This is a genomic window from Halalkaliarchaeum sp. AArc-CO, from assembly GCF_024972735.1.
Lineage (GTDB): Archaea > Halobacteriota > Halobacteria > Halobacteriales > Haloferacaceae > Halalkaliarchaeum.
Window position 1 is genome coordinate 1,892,493 of record NZ_CP087723.1, and the last position, 22,238, is coordinate 1,914,730.

The window sequence follows — 22,238 nt, forward strand, 5'->3', positions numbered from 1 at the left end:
GACCGGCCGGGACGGGAAAAAGCCACCGCGCGGTCGGCACGAAAAAAACATCAGGCTTGGTGCGGACCGATCGTCAGATCGCTCACCCGAAGACGTGATCCATCAGGAACCGCTGGAGCAAACCGGGGTTCCGATCGCCGTGGCTTTTCACCATCACGGCGTTCGCGTCGACTGAGTCGACGAGCCTGTTACCCGGCCGTCCGAACAGGCGGGCGGTAAGGCCCGTCCGGTCCACTCCGGTGACGAGTAGCTCCGCGTCGCCGACGAACCGTGTGAGTCCCGTGATCTCGTCGTCGGTTTCGATCACCGTCGACCGAGTCGGAACGGTCAACGTCGAGATCAACCGGTCGTGGTACGCCTCGATCGTCTGTCGTCTGGTTTCGGGGGCGTCCGCTGGGACCGCCTGCAGGAGGTGGATCCCCGCGCCCGCCTCCTCGGCGATCGAGTCGGCCAAAAGGAGCTTTACGGGGTCGTACGGCCCGCGGTTCGCGACCACCGCCACCTCCGAGGCGTCGTTCACGCCGGGGCGGTCTTTCGACGCGGGATCCGGGCCTTCGTCGACTAAAAGCACGTCACAGGGGGCGTTTTCGAGTATCCAGTCGGATCCCTTGCCGAACAGCCGCGTGTGGAAGTCGGCCCTGTCGCGCTCCATCACGAGCAGGTCGTGATCCTCGTATGTGGCGTAGTCGACCATCGACTGTGCGGAGTGCTCCGACTCGATCCGGCGGTACTGGACGTCGATATCGGTTCCCGGCGTTCCGCCGTCTGCACGCACCGCGTTCAACCATTCGGGGTTCTCTCTCGAGACGCTCGGATGGGTTTCGGCGAACATCTGCTGGGGGACATCGACAAACTCGACGACGGAAATGGCCGTCTTCCGGAGTCGACCGATGTCGCTCGCGGTCCGGACCAGCTCCCGTTTCATCGCCGGCGACGTGTCTTCGGTGATCGCCACGAGCACGTCGAACGGCTCCTCCGAATCGAACAGCGCTTCCGTTTCTTCGATCGCCCGGTCACCGACGTTCTTGCGGGCGCTCGTTCGCACGACTCCCTCGCGGTCGATCCGGGAACGGGCATACACGTAGTACCAGACCATCGAGCCGGCCGTTATGAGCACTGCGCCAACGAGCGGGATCGTTCCAATCGTGAACAACAACACGAAACCGCCGACGATGCCGGCGACCTGCAGCCACGGATACAAAGGTGCGACGAAATCTGGGTCGTAGCCCTCGACGGCGCCTTCGCGGAAGCCGATGACAGCCAGGTTCACGAGAACGAACACCAGAATCTGGAAGGCGGATGCCAGCTTCGCGATCTGGAGGATCGGCACGAACGCGATCAACACGAGAATGACGGCGCCGGTGAGCGTGACGGCTCTGGATGGAGTGTTGAATCTGGGGTCGAGTCGCTCGAAGGCCGCCGGAACGAGGTTGTCCCGGGCCATCGCAAACGGGTATCTGGACGCAGAAAGCACGCCTGCGTTGGCCGTGCTCACGAGCGCAAGCAGCGCGGCCGCGACGACAGCGGCGACGCCCAGGGCGCCAAGCGTTTCTTCGGCGGCGACCGCGACCGGCGCGTCTGTCGCCGTGAGGACGTCCCCCGGCGTTACTCCTACGAGGATCGCCACGAGAAGCACGTACAAGAGAGTCGTAAACCCGAGCGAGAGCATCATTCCGAGAGGGATGTTTCGGGAGGGGTTTTCGATCTCCTCGGCGACGCTTGCGATCTTCGTGACGCCCGCATACGAGACGAAGACCGCACCGGTCGCCACCAGCAGTCCGGGCGTGCCCGGATCGAACGCTCCCGAAAGGCGGCTTCCCTCGACGGCGAACCCGCTACCGGCGACGAACCAGGTCATCGCCGCGAGCATCACTGCGACGATCGCGACCTGGAACCGTCCGGTGACGTCGGAACCGAGCAGGTTGACCAGGATCAACACGACGGCAAGCCCCAGTGCGATTGCCGTGACCGTCCCCGAAGAGAGGTCGCGACCGAGCGCGAACACGAGGTACGGAACGCCCCCGACGAGAGCCAGTGCCCCCTTGAACGAGAGGGAAAACCACGTTCCGATGCCGGCGATCGTTCCCATGAGCGGTCCCATCCCCCGCTCGATATATACGTACGTCCCGCCGTCCTCGGGCATCGCCGTCGCCATCTCGGATTTCGAGAGCGCTGCTGGCACGACGAGCAGTCCCGCCAGCAGGTACGCCAGCACTACCGTCGAACCGGCGATTTCGTAGGCCAGCGCCGGTAGGATGAAAATTCCCGAACCGACCATCGCCCCGATGCTGATGGCGACGACTGCCGGCAGTCCGAGATCACGTTTTAGCCCTGTCGGCATCTAATCGTCTCCCCCTGGAGTCGACGTCGGCGGCGTCACCTTCCGTTTCCGCAACGCCACACCACCGTAATAGAGGATCACGACCGTCACGAACACCGACGAGCCGATCAACAGGACGAAACTCACCGTATCGAGGATCGGCATCTCGAGCCAGGTTGCGAGTTCGCCGAACGCGACGGCGGTGCTGGCCAAAAGCAGCATGATCCCGAAGTAGATCGTGACGTCGTCCTCGTCGACGTACGCTGTCGACGCCGAGCCGATTCGGGCTCCGAGCGCGCTGCCGACCAGTAGCGCCGTGACGACGCCCAAATCGATGACGCCGGAGAGCCCGTAGGTGAACGCGCCGACGGCGCCGGACATCAGCGCGCCGAACAGGCTGGTGCCGACCGCCGCGGTTAGGGAAACGCCGATCAGGTAGTAGATCGCGGGCATGCGAATGAACCCGCCCCCGACACCGAGAAAGCCGGACACGACCCCGACGCCACCGCCGACGCCTGAAATCGTCCACATGGACGCCTTGCTGCCGTCGGTAAGCGTCACCATGGGCGGGATGTTGTACGACTTGATCTTCGTGGCGATCTCGGGGATGTCGTCTCCGTCTGTCGTCACCTCGGCATCTTCGGATTCGTCGCTGTCGCCGTTCCCCTTGAGGGCGTTCCGGGTGAAGATGAGCCCGATCGCTGCCAGCAACAGGACGTACGCGATCCCGACGACGAGTTCGGCCTGACCGAGCTGGTCCAGGAACAGCACGATCATCTTTCCAGCCTCGATTCCCAGCGCGATCCCGACGAACATCAGGGCGCCCAGTTTGTAGTCTACTTCGCCGACGTCGTGGTGTTTCAGCGTCGCAATGACGGCGGTTCCAAAGACGAACGCCATACTGGAACCGATCGCCACCGGCGCGGGGTATCCAAGGATCAACAGCGCGGGCGTGACCAGAAACGATCCCCCCATACCGAAGAACCCGAAGAACACCCCGACCATGAACCCGAAGCTAACGAACAGCGCCAACAGCTCTGGGGTAAGTCCGAGTAGCTCCATTTATCAGGCGTTCTGTATCGTCTCGATCACACGCGTTGCAGCCCGGTCCTCGAGATAGCCGTAGCCGACGTACAGCAGCACAGCCTCGACGAGCACGACTCCCACGAGCAGTGCCGCCTGTAGCCATGCGGGCAGTCCGAGCGACTCGATCAATCGCGCTCACCTCGCTGTCGTTCGGTCGTCATTCGTTGCCACCCCGTGTACCGTCGGATCGTGTGCGAATCACGCGTTCTCACTCGGTCGTTCCTAACCGACGCGGTGTAATAACAGTTTTGGGATTGAAAGACAATATTACTACAAAGAATGCCATCGGTATCTCACGAGAATATTCGCATAAGTTTCCAAAATACGGAGGGTTTTGAAGTACAGTTGCGGGCGTAATCGGGCGCATCCTGCCGATCACCGCCGCGCAAAACGGCGGGGTCAGACGCATCAGTATTGGAAAAGCAAAACAATATTATACCGACAGTCCCTACGCCGAGTATGAAAGCGGTGTACGCGACAGATCTCTCTGCGGCCAGCGAGGCAGCGATCGAAAACGAGACGTGTCTCGGCTGTCTGGCTCGCATCGGCATCGAGGAGATGCATCTGGTGACTGTCGTCCCCTCGAACGTCCATGCGGGTATGCCGGGCATGGACTTCGAAGGCCGACGAAAGCGCGGGTTGGCTCGATACCGTCGCACCATGGAGAACGCGGGGTTCGACGTCGAGACGCACGTGGTCCGTGGGACGCCCCACCGACGGATCAACGGGATCGCCGGCACGGTCGGTGCCGACCTGACGGTCGTCGGTTCCCGCGGGAAGAGCCCGCTCGAAAACAGGGTGATCGGATCGACCGCCCGAAACCTCGCACGAACGACGGTCGTCCCCCTGGTGGTCAACCGGGTCGAACGAGGGGCCGAGAATCCCGACGTCGTCCGGCAACACCTCTTCCGGCGCGTGCTGTTCGCGACCGACTTCTCCGAGAACGCGGATCGGGCATTCCAGGCGTTCTCGTATCTCCGGCACGCGACTCGGGAGGCGACACTCGTGCACGTGCGATCGCCGAAGGATCCCGGCCCGGAGGGCGATCTCACCCCGGAGGATCGGCTGACCGAACTCGCCGAACAGCTCGACGAGTGGGAGATCGATGTCGAGACCGACGTTCGCCGCGGCGATCCCGCCGACGAGATCCTCGCCGCCGAGGCCGAGTACGATCCGACGACGGTGTTGATCGGATCGCGGGGACACAGCCGGCTCCGGCGGCTCCTGCTCGGGAGCGTCTCCGAAGACGTCGTCGCGCGTGCGAACGGGAACGTCTTCCTGGTCCCGCCGCCGCGGACTGTGTGATCGCTTCCGAGTCCGACTGAGCCGGTGCGAACAATCCTTTATAGGACGCGGCGACCAATCCTCGGCCGATGGACGTAGACAAACATGCCGAGGAGCTCGCCTCCGCTCTCGGCGTCGACAAATCGGAGGTCAGATCAGACCTGGAGAACCTGCTCCAGTACAGCGTTCCGATCGAGGAAGCCAAACAGTCGATCCGGCGCAAACACGGCGACGGCGGTGGCGGCTCCGCCGAACCGGTCTCCCTGGACGTCGCGGAGGTGACGGCCGACCGATCGAACGTCACCGTCACCGGGAAAGTGTTGACCGTCGGCAGACGGACGATCCGCTATCAAGGCGAAGACGTCGAGATCCGGGAAGGAGAACTCGCCGACGAAACCGGCGTGATCTCCTACACCGCCTGGCAGGACTTCGGGTTCGAACCCGGCGACTCGATCACCGTGGGCAACGCCGGCGTCCGCGAATGGGACGGACAGCCGGAGCTCAACCTCGGCGAGAACACGAGCGTCGCAGTGGCAGACGACGTCAACGTCCCGTACGAGGTGGGCGGCGAGTCGAGCCTGATCGATCTCGAACCCGGGGACCGCGGGCGGACGGTCGAGGTTCGCGTCCTCGAGATGGAGCGCCGGACGATCGACGGTCGGGACGGGGAAACAGAGATCCTCTCGGGGGAGGTCGGAGACGAAACCGGCCGGCTGCCGTTCACCGACTGGTCGCCCAGAGCCGAGGTCGAGCCCGGCGCCGACCTCCGGATCGAGGACGTGTACGTTCGGGAGTTCCGTGGCGTGCCGTCGGTGAACCTCTCGGAATACACGACGGTCACGCCGCTTCCGGAGCCGGTCGCGGTTCGGGAGGACGCCCCTCGACTGTCGGTGGGCGACGCAGTCGAAACCGGCGGGATGTACGACGTCGAAGTCGTCGGAACCGCAATCCAGGTGCGGGACGGCTCGGGGCTAATCGAGCGGTGTCCCGAGTGTGGACGCGTGGTTCAGGGCGGCCAGTGTCGGAGCCACGGCGCTGTCGATGCCGAGGACGACCTCCGGATAAAGGCGATCGTCGACGACGGAACCGGAACGCTGACCGCGATCCTGGGGACCGAACTCACCGCGGAGGTGTACGGCGGCGGCATCGAGGAGGCGAAATCCGCCGCCCGCGACGCGATGGACAAGGAGGTCGTCGCCGCGGAGATCGCGAGCCGGATCGAAGGACGGACGTTCCGCGTTCGGGGGAACCTCTCGGTCGACGACTACGGCGCCAACCTCGACGCCGACGCGTTCGAGCAAGTCGAGGTCGACCCCGCCGAGGAGGCGAGAGCCGCCCTGGAGCGGCTCGGTTCGGCCCCCGCAGACGGTCCCGCTGCCGACGGAGGTGAGCGACGATGAGCGCCGAGGACGGCGGTTCGGGAGGCACCGGTTCCGGCGACGGTGGACCCGTCGGCGGTGGCGGGCGGGAGATCGCCCACAGGCTGTTCGCTGCGGAGTTCGACGACGCGACGCTGTCGTATTCGGAAAGCGACGAGGAGCGAGCACCGAACTACGTCGTGACGCCGACCGGTGCCCGGGTCAACCGGCTGTTCGCAGTGGGCGTACTGACGGAGGTCGAGGCCGTAAACGAGGAGACGAGCCGGGGACGGATCGTGGATCCGACGGGGGCGTTCGTCACCTACGCCGGGCAGTACCAGCCCGACGAGGCGGCGTTCCTCGAACGCGCCGATCCCCCGGCGTTCGTCGCGCTCACCGGGAAGGCCCGAACGTTCGAGCCGGAGGACTCCGACCGGGTGTTCACCTCGGTGCGTCCGGAGAGCCTCAACGCGGTCGACGCCCGGACGCGCGATCGCTGGGTGGTCTCGACTGCGGAGGCCACTCTCGACCGGCTCGCGGTGTTCGTTCGCGCGCTGGAGTCGGATCTCCGCGGTGATCGGCTCCGGGAGGCGCTGGCCGCGGGCGGGGCCTCCACGGCGCTTGCAGCCGGGATCCCGAAGGCGCTTGCGACGTACGACACCTCGCCCGCGTACGTCGAGGCGATCCGCCGGACGGCGGTGGAAGCACTCGAACTCGTCGCCGGCGAGCGCGAGGAAGTGACCCGTCCCTCGATGGCTCCGGCGGAACGGGGCGAGGTCGGGATCTCGGAGGTCGGGACGTTGCCGGAGACCGACGTCACGATCGCGGACGTCGACACCGAAACGGACGCCGAGCCGGCCGCAGTCAATGAGTCGGCCGCCGATGCCGAGGCGATCGACGACGACTCGGCGGCCCCCGCCGAGTCTGAAGACGTGGCCGAGATTGCGACCGAAGAGCCGCCGACAGCTGAACCGGAATCCGAGCCGGATCCGGAAGTCGATCCGGAACCGGAACCCGAGGAGGAAACCGAATCCGAACCCGACGAAACGCAGGCTGCGACTGACGCGAGTGCAGGTGGCTCGGAGTCGGTCGAGGGCACCGACATCGACGCGTCGCCGGACGACGATTCCGAGAGCGGTGACGGAATGTACGAACTCGACGAGGACGAGCGCAGGGAAGTCGAAGACGAGTACGGGACGGAGTTCACCACCGGAACCGAGGTCGACGACCCCGGTGAGGCGGACATCGACGTGCCCGACGCCGACGAGCTGGCGGCCGAACTAGAGGCCGACGCCGGCGACGAGGCGACCGACGCCGAACCTGCCGAGGAGAAACCCGAGCCGGACACCGACGGGGAATCCGAGGCGACCGACGAGGTCGATCCGGTCGACGTCGACCTGGAGTCGGCGGCGGTCGATGCGATCGAGGCGATCGACGACGGCGACGGCGCCGACAGGGAGGCGGTCGTCGCCCGCGTCGTCGACGAATACGGGGTCGATCCGGACGCGGTCGAGGACGCGATCCAGGACGCCCTGATGGGCGGTCTCTGTTATGAACCCGGCGACGACCGCCTGAAGGCGATCTGACGACGGTGGCGCCGACGCCAGTCGAGCCGATCCCGAACGCGCCGGCGGCGATCGTCGACGGCGACGGGAAGCGGGCACTCGCCGTCGCGGACTACCACGCCGGCATCGAGATCGGCCTCAGATACGAACGCGGTGTCGAACTCGACTCGGCGGCCGACAGCCGCCGCGAGCGATTGCTGTCGCTGCTCGACCGGACAGATGCGGATCGGGTGATTGTGCTGGGTGATCTCGCCCATCGAATTCGTGCCCCCGACGGCGAGGAGCGCGAGGAGCTCGAAACACTGATCGGCTCGGTGACCGACCGGGTTCCCCTGACGCTCGTGCAGGGAAACCACGACGGCGGGGTCGCGGCCGCCTTCGCCGACCGGATCGACGTCGCTCCCGCCGACGGAGCTGTCTACGGGAACGTGGGACTGGTCCACGGCCACACCTGGCCCGCACGCGAGGTTCTCGAGGCCGACGTCGTCTGTGTGGGCCACGAACATCCGCAGGTCCGACTCAGAGACGAGGTAGGTGGCACCCGGGTGGAGCGGGCGTGGCTGCGTGGGACACTCGATCCGGAACCGTTCCGGACTGAGGGAATCATCGCCGAGGAAACCGCCGGCTCGGAAACGGAACTCGTGGTGTTTCCAGCCTTCAACGACCGATCGGGCGGAACCTGGGTGAACGTCGAGGGACAGTCGTTCCTCTCGCCGTTCCTGCCGGCCGGACTCGCCGACGGTCAGGCGTATCTCCTCGACGGGACTCGACTCGGCCCGTACACCGATGTATAGCCGAGTTCACTCCGGAATCAAAAGGTCACGCACCCGCCTCCCGGAGTCCCAGAGAAGCGCCGCGTCGTCGGTGAACACCTCGACCGCGACGCTCCTGTCGAAGCCGGAGAGCTGCTCGGACACGATGTCGTAGTCGATCTCGCCGGCGCCGACCGGGATGTGGGTGTCTCCGCGGCGACGCGCGTCGTGAACGTGGAGGTGAGTTATTCGGTCGCCGTGGCTCCGGAGAAACCGTTTGATCCCGTCGTTTCCGGCCTCCATGTACGCGTGACCCACGTCGAAACAGACTGACGCGCCGACCTCCCGTGCAGCCTCGCCCAGGACGGACAGTTGGACGCCGTGGTGCTGGTGGCCGACGTTCTCGACGACCACCTCCACCCCTGTGCGATCGCCCGCGGTGACAATCCCAGCCAGCTGCTCCGTGAACCCGTCCCGGAGGCCGACGTCGTCCCGGTCGGCGGTGGTTCCGTGCAACACCGCTTTCCGGGCGCCCACGTCTCCGGCCCACGACAGCAGCCGAGTTTGATACTCGCGGATCGCCTCGTTTAGCTCCGGGACGTGTGTCACGACCGGCTGGTCGAACGGCAGGTGGACGTACAGTTCGCGGCCGTCCAGCGCCGTCTCCAGGCGGTCGCGATCGATCGATTCTGGCGGGAGGAATCCGTCCCCGATCGAGAGTTCGAGGAAGTCGTACCGTGGATCGGCAGCGCCGATCCGCTCGAGTTCGTCCCCGACCGTGAGCCCGAGGTCCATACTGAATCGCTGTACGCGATCGACTTATAAGGTCGGGCGGTGCCAGGGGCGGAAATCGGAACCGTCGAAACGGTGGCCTTAATCGCGTCGCCCCGCTATCGTCGGCGATGGCAGAGGGGCGATCGGCCGACGCCGGGATGGACGCGTTCGCCGCGCTCGGGGCGTCCGTTCGGGAGGCGCTGTCCGACCGCGGATTCACCACGCCGACGGAGCCGCAGCGCCGTGCTATTCCGACGCTTTCGGCCGGTCGGAACGCCCTGATCGTCGCCCCTACCGGAACCGGAAAAACCGAGACTGCGATGTTGCCGGTGTTCGACGCGATCGTCCGGCGGCGGGAGCGCTGCCGCGACGAGGGGCGGGAACCGATCGAGGGGATTCGGGCGCTGTACATAACCCCGTTGCGGGCGCTCAACCGCGACATGATGGATCGCCTCGAATGGTGGGGCGAGCAACTCGACGTCGAGATCGCGGTCAGACACGGCGACACCACGAGCTATCAGCGAAAAAAGCAGGCAGAGGACCCGCCGGACGTGCTGATCACGACTCCCGAAAGCCTCCAGGCGATCCTGACGGGATCGCGGATGCGCGAGGCGCTTTCCGACGTCGATCACGTGGTCGTCGATGAGGTCCACGAACTCGCCGCGGCGAAACGCGGCGCACAGCTGACCGTCGGACTCGAACGACTCCGGGCGGTCGCGGGCCCTTCACAGCGGATCGGGCTCTCGGCGACGGTGGGCGATCCCGAAGAGGTCGGTCGCTTTCTCGTCGGCGTCGGCACCCCACATTCTGATCACCCGGCCGCCACCGCGGATACGACGGTACAAAACGAGGAAGTCACCCGAGGTGCAGACCGAGACGTCGAGATCGTCGAAATCGACGTCGGCAGCCGCGTGGAGTTTACCGTCACCGAACCAGCGGTGACCGACGAAGACGAACATCTCGCGGGCGAACTCGCGACCGATCCGGAGATCGCCAGCCACGTCCGGTTTATCCGTGACATCGTCGCGGACAACGAGTCGGTGTTGATCTTCGTCAACACCAGACAGACGGCCGAGGCGCTCGGCTCTCGGTTCAAACAGCTGGAGGCGCCGATCGAAGTCCACCACGGGTCGCTCTCGAAGGAGGTCAGGATCGACGTCGAGGACCGGTTCAAATCCGGAGAGATCGACGCGCTCGTGTGCACCTCTTCGATGGAGCTGGGGATCGACGTGGGGCGGGTCGATCACGTCGTCCAGTACAACAGCCCCCGGGAAGTGGCCCGACTGCTCCAGCGAGTCGGTCGGGCCGGCCACCGCAGAGACGAGATTTCGCGAGGGACGATCCTCGCGAGCGATCCGGACGACACACTTGAGGCGCTCGTTATCGCCCGACGGGCGCGGGAAGGCGAGGTGGAAAATTCGGCAATCCATCACGGCAGCCTCGACGTGGTTGCAAACCAGCTGGTCGGGCTCGTGATGGACTTCGGTGAGCTCGACGTCGGCGACGCTCACGATGTGCTCACCGCTGCGTATCCGTTCCGGAAGCTGTCGGTGGCACAGCTTCGGGAGGTGATCGAGGAGATCGCGGGCAACCGGCTCGTCTGGTACGCCGCGGACCACGACCGGATCGAGAAGACCGGCGGCTCCTGGCAGTACTTCTACGCCAACCTCTCGATGATTCCCGACGAGGAGACCTACGAGGTGTACGACGTCTCCTCTCGGACGGGGGTAGGGACCCTCGACGAGCGGTTCGTCGTCAACTTCGCCGAGCCGGGAGCGACGTTCATCCAGCGCGGGGAGATGTGGCGGATCACGAAGATCGACGACGAGGAGAGTCGGGTGGAGGTGTCGCCGGTGGAGGATCCCGGCGGGGAGGTTCCCTCCTGGGTGGGCCAGGAGATCCCGGTGCCGGCGGCGGTCGCACGCGAGGTCGGCGAACTGCGGCGTGTCGCCGGCAGGCAGCTTTCGGCCGGCGGCTCCCGGGACTCCGTCGCCCGAGAGCTGTCACGCCGATACCCCGCGGACGAACGGACGATTGCGAACGCTCTCGAGCCGGTCGAGCGCCACGTCGAGTCGGGGGCGCCGCTGCCGACCGACCGACGCCTCCTGGTAGAGGGGGAGGCGCGGACTGTCGCGTTGAACGCGACGTTCGGCCACGAGATCAACGAGACGCTGGGGCGGCTGCTCGCGGCGCTGGTCGGCCAGCGAACCGGCTCGTCCATCGGCATGGAGGTCGACCCCTACCGGATCTCCTTCGAGGTGCCGCCGTCGGTCGGCCCCTCGACGTTCCGGGCAGTGCTTCTCGAAACCGACCCGGACCACCTCGAGCCGCTGCTGGAACTCGCGTTGAAGCGCTCTGACACCTTGAAGTTCACTCTCGCGCAGGTGGCCGCGAAGTTCGGCGCGCTCAAACGCTACCAGGGTGACCACCGGTTCGGCGCCGACCGGCTGCTGGCTGCGCTCGCGGACACGCCGGTGTTCGACGAGGCCGTTCGGGAGGTGTTTCACCGCGATCTCGAGATCGACGGAGCCGCGGACCTCCTCGGTCGACTTCGATCGGACGACACTACGGCCGACAGCGACGGTCGAGATATCGAGGTCGCGATCGTCGGCGAGCGGACGCCGCTTGGAACCGGGGGACGATCCGGGGGGCGGGAGTTCCTGGTACCCGAGAACGCGGACGCATCGGTGATCGACACCGTGCGGGACCGGATCATGGACGATCGCGTCAGGCTGCTGTGTCTCCACTGTCTCGAGTGGGAGCGAACCCGTCCAGTCCGTCGGGTGACCGACCAGCCGGAGTGTCCCGACTGCGGCTCCACCCGAATCGCCGCGCTCAACCCCTGGGACGAGGAAACGCCCGCGGCAGTGCGGGCCGGCGAGAAGGACGACGAACAGCGCCGGCTCACCGAGCGGGCGTACCGTTCGGCGAACCTGGTCCAGAGCCACGGCAAGCAGGCGGTGATCGCGATGGCGGCCCGCGGCGTGGGGCCGCACAACGCCGCGCGGATCATCGCGAAGCTCCGAGAGAACGAGGACGACTTCTACCGGGACATCCTCGAACAGGAGCGCCAGTACGCCCGGACGCAGTCGTTCTGGGACTGATTTCTCGACCGGTCTCTCGACGGCTCAGCGTGCGGAAAGTCGTGGGAGTACGAACCCGAGAAACGGGACGCCGAAGCCGACGACGAACCCCGTCAGGTGTGCGTACAGGTTGGTTCCGGGGGCGACGATGACGAGCGAACCGAGCACCCCCGCGATGGTTACGGACATCCCGAACACGAACATGAACTCCCGTTCGGCGGGGAGGCCGATCCACCGTGGCGCGCCGTTCAGGTGGAGCAACCCGGCTGCACCCCCGGCGGCGACGAGGAAGAACAACGCCGCGATCGATGGGTCGGGGGGCAGGAAGCCGGTGTTCCGCGGAACGGCGAACGCGAACGCCAGCGCGAGCGAAAACGGGACGACCGCCCAGGTCGGATCGATCCGTCGATCCGTCTTCGACCTCGACTCCGACTCCCCCTTCGACTCCGACTCCGGTGCCGACTCCGACCCGAGGGCGACGAACCAGACGACAACGAGAAACCCCAGGAACGCCGAGTTGAGTCCCGAAAACCCGGCCGACGGGTAGTTGGAGAACTCCCCGAGCGTGTTGATCGACACCCACGAAACGAGGATTGGAACGGCGAGGAGATAGCCCGCGGCGGCGCCAGCGAGCTTTCGACGCCAGTCGGCCACGACCGCGAGCGGATGGATCGCCGCCATCGTGAGCCAGTACACGCCGACGTTGTTGAGGAGATGGGATGTGTCGGCGTGGACGTAGCTCGACGCGAACGCCGTCCACAGTGTCGGTCCGTCAGCGAACGGCGACTGGACGGCAAGCGAGAGGCTCCAGCTCCGGGTCCCTGGAAGGAGATAGACGAAGACCAGAAGCGTCGGAACCGCGAGATACACCGCGAACAGTTCCCACCGGGGGCGTCGACAGAGGCCCGCAGCCGTCGCTTGCAGGATCCGGGCTGCGAGCCGTCGGCGAGGGCCGTTCTCCCAGTTCACGCGTGGAGGAAGGGAGCAGCCGACAAGTGTCTTTTCCGTCCGACGGTCGGAACCCGAAAAGGAATACCGGTTCCTCCCCAACGGCGACCATGGAGACGCCAGTCGTTCGCGGCCCGGTTCGGGACCGTCCGCTCGCAGTCACGATCGCCCTCTCGCTCGTCGGTTACGTCGCGGTGCTCGGGGTGTTTCTCTCGCCGTCGTTCGCGGCACTGTTCCCCCGGCTATCACAGCCCCAGGTCGAGTTTCTCACCCACGCGATCGCCGCCGTGAACGCTCTTACGATCCTCACGCTTTCGCTTGGCTGGTACTGGATCCGCGCCGGCGAGATGAAAAAACACGCCGCGGCGATGACGACCTCGTTCGTGTTGATCCTGATCTTCCTCGGGATGTATCTCCCGCGGGTCGCCGGCGGCGGGACGAAGTACTTCGAAGGCCCCGACCCCGCCTTCTACGCGTATCTGGTGATGCTCGGGATCCACATCGTGCTGTCGATTCTCGCGGTGCCGGTGGTAATCTATGCGATCGTTCTCGGCCTCACGCACACCGAACGGGAGCTCCGGACCGAGACGCCTCACCGTCGGATCGGACGGATCGCAGCCGGTTCGTGGCTACTGTCGCTGATTCTCGGGGTCGTGGCGTATCTCCTTTTGAATCACGTGTACGACTCTACGTACGAGGCAGCACAGGCGGCTGCCATCGTCCTGTTGTAGCAGTCGCTTCGCGCGTTTTTCTCGGGAACCGAGACTTACAGCCGAACGAGTTCCGCACGGATCGCGTCCCGCTTTACGAGCAGAAAGCCCGTCAGGATGAACAGGAAGCCGACCCAGGTGTGGATCGTCGGCACCTCTCCGAGGAACACCAGCCCGGTGACCGCGGCGGCGACCGGGGCGGCATACGAAACGAGGTTGATCTCGATCGGGCCGAGCCGTTCGAGGAGGTCGAAGTAGATCAGGAAGCCGGCTGCGCTTGCGACGACGACGAGATACAGCAGCGCTACGAGCGCCTCGAGCGTCCACTCGACGTCCGCCACAGATTCCGCGAGTGCGACGCTTACCCCGTGCATCAGGAGTGCGCCCACCAGCATCGACCACGCCTCCATCGTCTCGATCGGGAGTCCGGTGTCGAACCGCCGGGTCAGCACGCTGCCGAGCGCGAACGACGCCGCCGCAAGGAAGATCAAAAGCATCGACACGGTCCGGGCGTCCAGCAGGTTGTTCGGATCGGGGTTGCTCAAGATTACCACACCCACAAATCCGACCAGGAGGCCGACGACTCCCAGGATGGCGAGCCGTTCGTCCGGCAGCAGCGCACGCGCAAACCCCGTCGTCAGAATCGGCGAGAGGCTGACGATCACTGCCGCGGCGGCGCTCGTGGTCCCTTGCTGGCCGACGAACAGGAACGCGTGGTAGGCGGCGATCAGGAACGCCCCGCCGGTCCCGACGAGCAACCACTCGTCGCGACTCCGGGGTCGCCACCGATCGGTGGCGTACACTGCGTAACCGAGCATCAACAGGCCGGCCAGATCGTACCTGAACGCCGCAAACAGGACCGGGGGAAAAAACTCCAGTCCGGCCTTGATCGCGGTGAACGCGCTCCCCCAGACGGCGGCGAGCACGACGAACAGGATCGCGTTCCGGAACGGCGACGTCACGCACTCATCACTCGAAAACGTCTCGAGTACACAGCGCCGAGTAGGTTGCGATCCCGGCGAAGAACGATCGGTTCGCTAGCCTTTCTTGTAGGTGACGCCGGCGCCGCGTTCGGGGTAGGTCCACACGACGTTGCCGTGGCGACAGCCCCACCGACAGCTGCCACACTCCAGGCAGTTCTCGTAGTAGATGTGCGGTACGCCGTCGTCGTCCCGCTGCCAGACGTCTGCCGGACAGACGTTCACGCAGTCGTCGTTTACACACCGCTCTTCGCAGATGCCGGGCACCTTCACGTCCAGGTGGGATTCGCCGGCATCCTCGTACTTGACGGTGTACAGCTTGTCTTCCATCGATTCGTTCTCGACCCCGAACGACTTCGGGGAGAGGTCCGGTCCGGTCTCGTCGGCCGCGTCAGTGTTTGCGCTCATTGTGTCACCGTATCATTTTGTTGTATCTGTACGCCAGTTTCGCTGCACCCGTCCAGCCGCCGACGGCCTCGAGGATGCGGTCTTTCGCCTCTTCGGCGTGTGCTTCCTTCGGCTCGCGGTCCATCCGGAAGTATTCGGTACTCGCGTCGGCGACCGCCTGCGGGAGTGTCTCGAACAGCAGCTCCTTGTCCTCTTTCACGCGCTCGATCATCCAGTCGTACCGCTCGAGGTTCTGCATCACGAACGACTCCTCGAGCTCTTCGGGGTACGACCGCAGGGCGGCGGCGTCCGTGCGGTCGCGGGCGGCCGCGCTCGCGATCGCCTTCGCCGCCAGATAGCCGCTCTCGACGGCCATGTTCGTTCCTTCGAGGTGGACGCCGTTGTTCAACACCAGTCCGGCCGTGTCGCCCACCAGCACCGCCCCGTCGTGGACAAGGTCCGGGACGGCCTCGGGGCCGCCCTCGGGGATCGTTTTGGCGGTGTACTCGACAGTGCGGGCGTTCCGGAGCAGTGGTGCGACCGCCGGGTGGGACTTGAACGCGTTCAGCGTCTGCTCGGGTTTGGGCTGGGCGCCACGGGCGTCCGAGAGGCGGTAGGCGAGCCCGACGCTTACGGTGTCGTCGTTGGTGTAGATGAAGCCGCCGCCGAACGCGTCGCCGACGGCGCCCTCACCGAAGTAGTGGTAGGAGACACCGGCGTCGTCGTACAGCCGGAAGCGGTCCTCGATGACGTTCTCGCCCTCGGGGAACTCCAGCACTTCCTTGACGCCGACCGCCACGTTCTCTGCGCGTTCGACCGATCGGAGGTCGCCCGCCTCGCTCACCAGGGAGTTGCCCCCCTCCGCGAGCACGACGTACGGCGCTTTGATCCGCCCGTCCGGGCGGTCCGTCTCGACGCCGACGACCTGTCCGTTCTCTTTGATGAGATCCGTGACGGTGGTCTGGGTGACGAGCGTGGCCCCTTCTTCGACGGCCTGCTCGGCGAACCAGCGGTCGAACTCCCCGCGAAGCACGGTGTAGGAGTCGTTGTGTGGCGGCTCGTGCCACTGACCGGGGCGCAGAGAGACGGCAGTTTCGTCGCGCTCGGAGAGCATACTGAACCGCCGCTCTGCGACGTAGCGCTCCAGGGGCGCATCCGAGAGGTCGACCATCTCGCGCACGGTCGGCGTGTACATCACGCCCCCGAAGACGTTCTTCGCGCCCGGGAACCGACCGCGCTCGATCATCAGCACGTCCAGGTCTTCCTGTGCGAGCTTCGTCGCCGCCGCACAGCCGGCCAGCCCGGCGCCGACGACGATCACGTCGAACGCGTCGTCGTAGTTCGGGTTCTCGATCGGTTCGGCCCTGTCGCTCATTGGGCCACCTCCGTGAGTTCCGCTCCGGATTCGATCGCTTCGACCAGCTCCGGCACGATCTCGAAGATGTCGCCGACGATGCCGTAGTCGGCGTGCTCGAAGATCGCTGCGTTCGGGTCGTCGTTGATCGCGACCACGACGCCACTGTCTTTCATCCCTTCGAGGTGCTGGATCGCCCCCGAAATGCCGAGGGCGACGTACAGCTCCGGACGGACGGTCTTGCCGGTCTGACCGACCTGCCGGGACGCTTCGACCCATCCCTCGTCGACGGCCTTGCGGCTCGCGGCGAGTTCGGCGTCCAGCGCCTCCGCGAGTTCGACGGCGGGTCCGACGTCGCCCTCGATTCCGCCGCCGACGGCGACGATGCGGTCGGCGTCGGTGATGTCGGCGGTGTCTCCGATCTCGCGTTCGAGCACTTCCGAGATGGTGTCGTCTTCTCCCACGACGACCTCGACGTGTTCGATCTCGCCGTCGCGGTCGGGATCGGGCTCGGCAGCCTCGAAGACGCCGGCACGCACCGTCGCCATCTGCGGGCGGTGGTCCTCACAGACGATCGTCGCGAGCACGTTGCCGCCGAAGGCCGGACGCTTCGCGAGCAGCAGGCCGTCCTCTTCGACGTCGAGAACCGTGACGTCGGCGGTGAGGCCGGCCCACGTCGGTACGGCGACCCGACCGGCGAAGTCGCGACCGGTGTGGGTGCCGCCGATCAGCACGATCGAGGGGTTTTTCTCCTCAACCATGTGCCGGAACTGGGTGCCGTACGGGTCCGCCCGATACGGCTCGAAGACGGGATCGTCGGCGACGAGTGCCAGATCCGCCCCTCGCTGGATCGCCTCCTCGGCGACGTCGTCGACGTCTTCACCGATCACCACTGCAACCAGCTTCTGATCGATCTTGTCGGCGAGTTTGCGTCCCTCCGCGAGCAACTCCCAGGAGACGTTCATCACGTCGCCAGCGTGCTCCTCGATGAAGACCCACACGTCCTCGGCATCGGCGACCCGCTGTTCTTCCTCGGTCAGTTCCTGCTCGGCTTCGTCGCTCATGAGAACACCTCCGTTTCGGCGAGCGCCTCAAAGAGTTCCTCGGCCGTCTCGAATTTCTGTTCTTTCCGGTCGACCGGCGAGACGGTGTCCATGCCGCCGACCTGGGTCGGCGAGGCGTCGAGCCCAACCTCGTCGGGATCGATGCCGAGATCCTCGGCGGTAATCTCCATTGGCTCGAACTCGTTTTCGGCGTAGATCTTGCGGTGGAGCCCCGCGGGGCGGGGCACGTTTTCGCCGAAGGCGAACGCGACGACGACCGGGAGGTCGGCGGCGACGCGTTCGTGGCCGCCTTCGACGTCGCGGACGGCGACGAGACGGTTCTCCTCGGGACGGGGTTCCAGGTCTTCGACGTAGGTCAGTTGCGCCCAGTCGTTGTGGGCGGCGATCCCCGGCGGAACCTGGCCGGTCGAGGAGTCGGTGGTTTCCTCGCCGCAGACGACGACGTCGGCGTCGAAGTACTTGACCGCCTCCGCCAGCGTGTAGCTGGTCGGCCAGGTGTCGCTACCCGCGAACGCCCGATCGGTTATCAGGGCGGCGTCGTCACAGCCCATCGCGACGGCCTCCTCGAGTACGGCGGCGGCGTTGGGCGGGCCCATGGTGATTGCGATCACCTTACCGCCGACCTCGTCGCGCAGCGCGAGTGCCGCCTCGAGCGCGTTTCGATCCGGGGAGTTCAACACGGCAGGGGCGTTTGCCCTGTCGAGTCGACCCGTGTCCGGATCGATCGTTACCTCGTCGGAGTCGGGAACCTGTTTGACTCCCACTACGATTGTCCAACCATCACTCATTTATTACACCTCATATTGTGTCGGCTTCCGGACCGACATCGCGTGTTAGAACTTCGGCTATCTCGACGAATAAAAGGGGAACGTGTTTCTCACAGTCTGGGAATTTCTTCTCTCCCGAGTGAATTGGCGGGACGTTATTTAAGCAGTAGCGGCGCGGGTCGCCGTTTTCTCTCGGATTCTTTAAGTAATATTCGCCGGAGATGAGGTGTCGTACGGGGCAGGTTTGTGATGTCGACTCGCCCTTCGGTTCGGTCCAGTCTGTAGTTCGTCTTTCGCAGGAAAACGGGCCGAGAGGGATTTGAACCGGAACCAGACGTGCTCGCTCCCGCCGGTCGCTGTGCGCGACTGGTAGGATTCAAATCCCTCTGTATGCGTTTTCACTGCTCACTTCGTTCGCAGGAAAACGGGCCGAGAGGGATTTGAACCGGAACCAGACGTGCTCGCTCCCGCCGGTCGCTGTGCGCGACTGGTAGGATTCAAATCCCTCTGTATGCGTTTTCACTGCTCACTTCGTTCGCAGGAAAACGGGCCGAGAGGGATTTGAACCCCCGACCGTCTGGTTAAAAGCCAGACGCTCTGCCGGGCTGAGCTATCGGCCCTCGATGGAATTCTGACGTCCGGCCACTTAAGCGTTCCACTCCGGGATGGCGATTCAATCGAGGGACCGACGGTCGATCCTAGCTGTACCGCTCTTCGGCCCACGGATCCGCTGTCCGGGAGTATCCCCGCTTCTCCCAGTAGCCCCGCTCGGGTTCAGTCAGAAACTCGACCCCGGTTACCCACTTTGCCCCTTTATATGCGTACTTGTGTGGCGTCACGACCCGCAGGGGGCCACCGTGGTCGTCCGATAACTTCTCCCCGTCGAGTTCGGACGCGAACAGCACTTCGGGCCGCATGCACGTCGCCAACGGGAGATCCGTCGTGTAGCCGTCCAGTGCGTGGAACATGACGTGCACCGCATCGTCGTCGACGCCGGCACGCTCGGCGATTTCCGCGAAGGGCACGCCCGTAAACTCCCGGTCGAAGGTGCTCCACCCGGTGACACAGTGGAAGTCCTGTCGCTGGGTTTCCGACGGCAGTGACCGGAACTCTTCGAGATCGAAAGACAGTCCGGTGTCGACGGCCCCCCACACTTCGAACCTCCAGCTATTCGGATTCCAGTCGGGCGTTTCTCCCTTCGAAAGGACGGGGAACTTCTCTGTCTTCCGCTGTCCCGGCGGAAGCCGTTGTTCCCCGAACTCCCGGTAGAGGTCGGTATGATCGACGACCATGAAGGCACCACGACTTCCAGAACCGTATGAATGTCGGGTCGCGCCGAATCCCGAGCCACAGCCGAACGGGTGAGTCGCGGGAACGCGTGTCGCGAAGCTGGCAGCAACTTTATATACACCCTCCGTCAAACCCCGGTTGTTCAGATGCCCAAGGTCGAAATTACGATCCCGGAACACCTCGAGATGCAGATCGCCCAGCTCGTCGAACAGGGCGAGTTCGTCAACCGCGAAGAAGCGATCGAGGAGCTGTTGTCCACCGGGATGAAAGCGTACAAAACGAGCGGCCCGATGGACGACGAGGAACCGGGGTTCGAAGACGACGGAATGATGGGACACGAGGACGAGTACGTCTTCTAGTCGACACCGCGTTTTCTCCCGCGAGGCACCCTTGCGGCGAACTGCTCGTCCTTTCAGCGTGTGCCATCGGCTCCCGAGCAATATTTAAACGGAGAACGCGCCTACAACGGGGTATGCACAAAGACGAATTGCTCGAGCTCCACGAGCAGATGGTCACTATCATGGAGTACTTCCGCGAGAAGGAGCACGTCGATCCGGAGCTGTTCGAACCGTACGAGGAGCTCGACGTCGATCCGTCCCACGTCCACAAATCCAAAAGCGAGCACAAACACGCGGTGTTCGTGCTCGGCAACGCCCTCGCGTCGGCGATGGCCAAAGACGAGTTCTCGACAGCTGGCCGGGTCGGAAAGCGAATGAAGGAACTCGCCGAGGACGCGGAAAACAAGCTGTAGGTTCTTTCGCAACGCCTTTGCGTCGAGCCCGCGGTCTGTCGGTATGGGCCTCCCCGAGGAGCGGATCGACCGGTTGCACGCTCTCGCCCGCGAGGCCGCCGGAAACGGAGAGTTCGACCGCTCCAGGGAGTACGTCAGACTCGCCCGTCGGATCGCCCAGCGGCACCGCTGTGGAGTCCCCCGGGAGTTCAAACGGTTCACCTGCGATCGCTGTGACGTGTACCTCCTGCCGGGACGCAACGCCCGGGTGCGGCTGCAGTCGGGGCACGTGGTGATCACGTGTGATTGCGGCGAGATCGCCAGATATCCCTACGAGTGACCGGCGACTCCGTCCGGCCGGGCAGAACCCGCGGCCGTCGAAGGGAAAACACCTTACGCCGGACGAACCCATCGGGTGACATGATCACTGTCGTCGGCGGGGGTATCGCCGGGCTGGCGGCCGCCCACCGGCTCCAGGAACACGGCTTCGACGTCACGGTGTACGAAGCTACCGCTGACGTCGGCGGTCTCGCGGCGCTGTACGACACCGCCGGGGACCCGATCGAACGCTACTACCACCACCTTTCGAAGTCGGAGGAGACGATCGTCGAACTCGCCGAGGAACTCGGGATCGACGAGCGGCTGGAGTGGATCGTCGGCAAGAACGCCTACTACGTCGACGGCGTCGTCCACCCGCTCGACACTGCAGCCCAGATCGCCGCCTATCCCCACCTGAGCCTCTATGACAAGTTTCGGCTCGGGATGCTCACGCTGGGCGTCGACGTGCGCGGCGGCCGTCCGCGGTTCGACACCTACGACGATCTCTCCGCGTTCGAAGACGTGCCCGTTCGGGAGTTCGTCGAAGAACACACCACTCGCGGCGTGTACGAGCGGTTCTTCGACCCGCTTTTGGACGCGAAGTTCGGCGACAGGAAGGCGGACGTCAGCGCGGCCTGGCTGCTCGGCCGGATCAGATTCCGCGGCGAACGCGACCTCAGACGGGGGGAGATCCTCGGCTACTTCGACGGCTCCTTCGGCGTCCTGATCGACGCGCTCGTAGACTCCGTCGGACGCGATCACATTACCACGAACGCCCGGGTGGTCGACGTCGGATTTACGACTGACACAGAGGAGTCTGCGGATCGACGCGTCGAAACCGTCACTGTCGAGACGGAATCCGGGAAGGAAACCCACGACACCGACGGCGTCGTCGTGGCGGCGATGCCGAACGTGCTCGAATCACTGACTGGCTATGAATGCGACATCGACTTCCAGGGCGCAGTGTGTGCGGTCGTGACGATGGATCGGACGCTCATGGACACCTACTGGCTGAACATCGCGGACGAGGCGCCGTTCGGCGCCCTCATCGAACACACGAACTTCGTCCCGCCGGACCGTTACGGCGGCCAACACCTCCTGTATGTCGCGAGCTACGTCCAGTCCAGTGACGACTGGCGGTGGCAGGCCGACGACGACACACTCGAGGAACGCTGGCTCGACGGGATCGAAGAACTGTTCCCGTCGTTCTCCCGCGAACACGTCGAGTCGGTCCGGCTCTCCCGGAACCCGCGGGCTGCGCCCGTCTACGAACGAGGATACCTCGAGACGGTGATCCCGTACGACCTGCGCGAGTCGGTCGGCGATGGGATGTACTACGCCGGGATGGCTTCTCGGGCGCAGTACCCCGAACGGTCGCTCAACGGCGGGGTGGTGGCCGGCTTCGAGTGTGCAGACCGTATCGCGGACGGCGAGTGACCGCGTCGACGGCCCGGGGACGCGACCGGGT

21 protein-coding genes and 1 tRNA gene are annotated in these 22,238 nt (G+C 65.2%); 10 read left to right on the forward strand and 12 right to left on the reverse strand.

Annotation, left to right across the window (positions count from 1 at the left end):
* Positions 1-82 precede the first annotated feature (82 nt).
* Genes AArcCO_RS10085 through AArcCO_RS10095 form a run of 3 tightly spaced genes read right to left on the reverse strand, consistent with a single transcriptional unit; the run spans position 83 to position 3,535 of the window.
* Positions 83-2,341: a universal stress protein gene (locus AArcCO_RS10085; protein WP_259533302.1), complete on the reverse strand. Its 2,259-nt coding sequence runs from the start codon at positions 2,339-2,341 to the stop codon at positions 83-85.
* Complete coding sequence (locus AArcCO_RS10090) at positions 2,342-3,382, reverse strand: sulfite exporter TauE/SafE family protein (protein WP_259533303.1); 1,041 nt, start codon at positions 3,380-3,382, stop codon at positions 2,342-2,344. It lies immediately after the preceding gene.
* A 3-nt stretch (positions 3,383-3,385) separates the two neighbouring features.
* A complete protein-coding gene (locus tag AArcCO_RS10095) occupies positions 3,386-3,535 on the reverse strand; it encodes a DUF7512 family protein (protein ID WP_259536535.1) in 150 nt (49 codons plus the stop codon).
* A 330-nt stretch (positions 3,536-3,865) separates the two neighbouring features.
* On the opposite strand from AArcCO_RS10095, the gene AArcCO_RS10100 reads away from it, so the two are divergent.
* The 4 genes from AArcCO_RS10100 to AArcCO_RS10115 all read left to right on the forward strand — a co-directional run bounded on the left by AArcCO_RS10100 (position 3,866) and on the right by AArcCO_RS10115 (position 8,407).
* Positions 3,866-4,711 carry a universal stress protein gene (locus tag AArcCO_RS10100; RefSeq protein WP_259533304.1) on the forward strand — a complete coding sequence of 282 codons (846 nt, stop codon included), beginning with the start codon at positions 3,866-3,868 and terminating at the stop codon, positions 4,709-4,711.
* A gap of 68 nt (positions 4,712-4,779) precedes the next feature.
* On the forward strand, positions 4,780-6,090 hold the full coding sequence (locus tag AArcCO_RS10105; protein ID WP_259533305.1) for a Single-stranded DNA binding protein: 1,311 nt from the start codon (positions 4,780-4,782) through the stop codon (positions 6,088-6,090).
* On the forward strand, positions 6,087-7,634 hold the full coding sequence (locus tag AArcCO_RS10110; protein ID WP_259533306.1) for an RPA family protein: 1,548 nt from the start codon (positions 6,087-6,089) through the stop codon (positions 7,632-7,634). The genes AArcCO_RS10105 and AArcCO_RS10110 overlap by 4 nt, the downstream gene beginning before the upstream one ends.
* A gap of 5 nt (positions 7,635-7,639) precedes the next feature.
* Entirely contained in the window at positions 7,640-8,407 is a 768-nt protein-coding gene (locus AArcCO_RS10115) for a metallophosphoesterase (RefSeq protein ID WP_259533307.1), read from the forward strand.
* Positions 8,408-8,413: 6 nt separating this feature from the next.
* Here AArcCO_RS10115 and AArcCO_RS10120 read toward each other — a convergent pair whose 3' ends face one another.
* Positions 8,414-9,160: a sugar phosphate isomerase/epimerase family protein gene (locus AArcCO_RS10120; protein WP_259533308.1), complete on the reverse strand. Its 747-nt coding sequence runs from the start codon at positions 9,158-9,160 to the stop codon at positions 8,414-8,416.
* A gap of 107 nt (positions 9,161-9,267) precedes the next feature.
* Here AArcCO_RS10120 and AArcCO_RS10125 point away from each other — a divergent pair, with 107 nt between their 5' ends.
* On the forward strand, positions 9,268-12,243 hold the full coding sequence (locus AArcCO_RS10125) for a DEAD/DEAH box helicase (RefSeq protein ID WP_259533309.1): 2,976 nt from the start codon (positions 9,268-9,270) through the stop codon (positions 12,241-12,243).
* 24 nt (positions 12,244-12,267) lie between these two features.
* Here the strand turns inward: AArcCO_RS10125 and AArcCO_RS10130 are convergent, their stop codons facing one another.
* Positions 12,268-13,191 (reverse strand): hypothetical protein, encoded by a 924-nt coding sequence (locus AArcCO_RS10130; RefSeq protein ID WP_259533310.1) that lies wholly within the window; start codon positions 13,189-13,191, stop codon positions 12,268-12,270.
* Between the two features lie 89 nt (positions 13,192-13,280).
* Here AArcCO_RS10130 and AArcCO_RS10135 point away from each other — a divergent pair, with 89 nt between their 5' ends.
* Positions 13,281-13,901 carry a DUF420 domain-containing protein gene (locus AArcCO_RS10135; RefSeq protein WP_259533311.1) on the forward strand — a complete coding sequence of 207 codons (621 nt, stop codon included), beginning with the start codon at positions 13,281-13,283 and terminating at the stop codon, positions 13,899-13,901.
* A 35-nt stretch (positions 13,902-13,936) separates the two neighbouring features.
* On the opposite strand, the gene AArcCO_RS10140 is transcribed toward AArcCO_RS10135, so the two are convergent.
* The 7 genes from AArcCO_RS10140 to AArcCO_RS10170 form a co-directional block, all read right to left on the reverse strand.
* On the reverse strand, positions 13,937-14,842 hold the full coding sequence (locus AArcCO_RS10140) for a DMT family transporter (protein WP_259533312.1): 906 nt from the start codon (positions 14,840-14,842) through the stop codon (positions 13,937-13,939).
* Positions 14,843-14,917: 75 nt separating this feature from the next.
* Positions 14,918-15,268 carry a ferredoxin family protein gene (locus tag AArcCO_RS10145; protein ID WP_259533313.1) on the reverse strand — a complete coding sequence of 117 codons (351 nt, stop codon included), beginning with the start codon at positions 15,266-15,268 and terminating at the stop codon, positions 14,918-14,920.
* Positions 15,269-15,272: 4 nt separating this feature from the next.
* Positions 15,273-16,622, reverse strand: coding sequence for an FAD-dependent oxidoreductase (locus tag AArcCO_RS10150; protein ID WP_259533314.1), 1,350 nt, complete (start codon positions 16,620-16,622; stop codon positions 15,273-15,275).
* Complete coding sequence (locus AArcCO_RS10155; protein ID WP_259533315.1) at positions 16,619-17,665, reverse strand: electron transfer flavoprotein subunit alpha/FixB family protein; 1,047 nt, start codon at positions 17,663-17,665, stop codon at positions 16,619-16,621. Before AArcCO_RS10155 ends, AArcCO_RS10150 begins: the two co-directional genes overlap by 4 nt.
* On the reverse strand, positions 17,662-18,453 hold the full coding sequence (locus AArcCO_RS10160) for an electron transfer flavoprotein subunit beta/FixA family protein (RefSeq protein WP_259533316.1): 792 nt from the start codon (positions 18,451-18,453) through the stop codon (positions 17,662-17,664). Before AArcCO_RS10160 ends, AArcCO_RS10155 begins: the two co-directional genes overlap by 4 nt.
* Positions 18,454-18,978: 525 nt before the next feature.
* Positions 18,979-19,052, reverse strand: a tRNA-Lys gene (locus AArcCO_RS10165).
* 78 nt (positions 19,053-19,130) lie between these two features.
* The gene (locus AArcCO_RS10170; protein ID WP_259533317.1) at positions 19,131-19,724 is read right to left on the reverse strand and encodes a sulfite oxidase-like oxidoreductase; all 594 of its coding nucleotides are present in this window, start codon (positions 19,722-19,724) and stop codon (positions 19,131-19,133) included.
* A gap of 144 nt (positions 19,725-19,868) precedes the next feature.
* Between AArcCO_RS10170 and AArcCO_RS10175 the strand changes: the two genes are divergently transcribed.
* The 4 genes from AArcCO_RS10175 to AArcCO_RS10190 all read left to right on the forward strand — a co-directional run bounded on the left by AArcCO_RS10175 (position 19,869) and on the right by AArcCO_RS10190 (position 22,207).
* Positions 19,869-20,081, forward strand: a complete 213-nt coding sequence (locus AArcCO_RS10175; RefSeq protein WP_119818280.1) for a ribbon-helix-helix domain-containing protein — start codon at positions 19,869-19,871, stop codon at positions 20,079-20,081.
* Between the two features lie 113 nt (positions 20,082-20,194).
* Positions 20,195-20,473, forward strand: a complete 279-nt coding sequence (locus AArcCO_RS10180) for a UPF0058 family protein (protein WP_259533318.1) — start codon at positions 20,195-20,197, stop codon at positions 20,471-20,473.
* A 43-nt stretch (positions 20,474-20,516) separates the two neighbouring features.
* Entirely contained in the window at positions 20,517-20,792 is a 276-nt protein-coding gene (locus AArcCO_RS10185) for a ribonuclease P protein component 4 (RefSeq protein WP_259533319.1), read from the forward strand.
* Between the two features lie 80 nt (positions 20,793-20,872).
* Positions 20,873-22,207: an NAD(P)/FAD-dependent oxidoreductase gene (locus AArcCO_RS10190; RefSeq protein ID WP_259533320.1), complete on the forward strand. Its 1,335-nt coding sequence runs from the start codon at positions 20,873-20,875 to the stop codon at positions 22,205-22,207.
* The last annotated feature ends 31 nt before the right edge of the window (positions 22,208-22,238 follow it).

Coding starts and splice junctions, on each gene's coding strand:
- AArcCO_RS10085 (WP_259533302.1), bottom strand. CDS start 2,341: ATGCCGACAGGGCTAAAACGTGATCTCGGACTGCCGGCAGTCGTCGCC.
- AArcCO_RS10090 (WP_259533303.1), bottom strand. CDS start 3,382: ATGGAGCTACTCGGACTTACCCCAGAGCTGTTGGCGCTGTTCGTTAGC.
- AArcCO_RS10100 (WP_259533304.1), top strand. CDS start 3,866: ATGAAAGCGGTGTACGCGACAGATCTCTCTGCGGCCAGCGAGGCAGCG.
- AArcCO_RS10105 (WP_259533305.1), top strand. CDS start 4,780: ATGGACGTAGACAAACATGCCGAGGAGCTCGCCTCCGCTCTCGGCGTC.
- AArcCO_RS10110 (WP_259533306.1), top strand. CDS start 6,087: ATGAGCGCCGAGGACGGCGGTTCGGGAGGCACCGGTTCCGGCGACGGT.
- AArcCO_RS10120 (WP_259533308.1), bottom strand. CDS start 9,160: ATGGACCTCGGGCTCACGGTCGGGGACGAACTCGAGCGGATCGGCGCT.
- AArcCO_RS10125 (WP_259533309.1), top strand. CDS start 9,268: ATGGCAGAGGGGCGATCGGCCGACGCCGGGATGGACGCGTTCGCCGCG.
- AArcCO_RS10135 (WP_259533311.1), top strand. CDS start 13,281: ATGGAGACGCCAGTCGTTCGCGGCCCGGTTCGGGACCGTCCGCTCGCA.
- AArcCO_RS10145 (WP_259533313.1), bottom strand. CDS start 15,268: ATGAGCGCAAACACTGACGCGGCCGACGAGACCGGACCGGACCTCTCC.
- AArcCO_RS10150 (WP_259533314.1), bottom strand. CDS start 16,622: ATGAGCGACAGGGCCGAACCGATCGAGAACCCGAACTACGACGACGCG.
- AArcCO_RS10155 (WP_259533315.1), bottom strand. CDS start 17,665: ATGAGCGACGAAGCCGAGCAGGAACTGACCGAGGAAGAACAGCGGGTC.
- AArcCO_RS10160 (WP_259533316.1), bottom strand. CDS start 18,453: ATGAGTGATGGTTGGACAATCGTAGTGGGAGTCAAACAGGTTCCCGAC.
- AArcCO_RS10170 (WP_259533317.1), bottom strand. CDS start 19,724: ATGGTCGTCGATCATACCGACCTCTACCGGGAGTTCGGGGAACAACGG.
- AArcCO_RS10175 (WP_119818280.1), top strand. CDS start 19,869: ATGCCCAAGGTCGAAATTACGATCCCGGAACACCTCGAGATGCAGATC.
- AArcCO_RS10180 (WP_259533318.1), top strand. CDS start 20,195: ATGCACAAAGACGAATTGCTCGAGCTCCACGAGCAGATGGTCACTATC.
- AArcCO_RS10185 (WP_259533319.1), top strand. CDS start 20,517: ATGGGCCTCCCCGAGGAGCGGATCGACCGGTTGCACGCTCTCGCCCGC.
- AArcCO_RS10190 (WP_259533320.1), top strand. CDS start 20,873: ATGATCACTGTCGTCGGCGGGGGTATCGCCGGGCTGGCGGCCGCCCAC.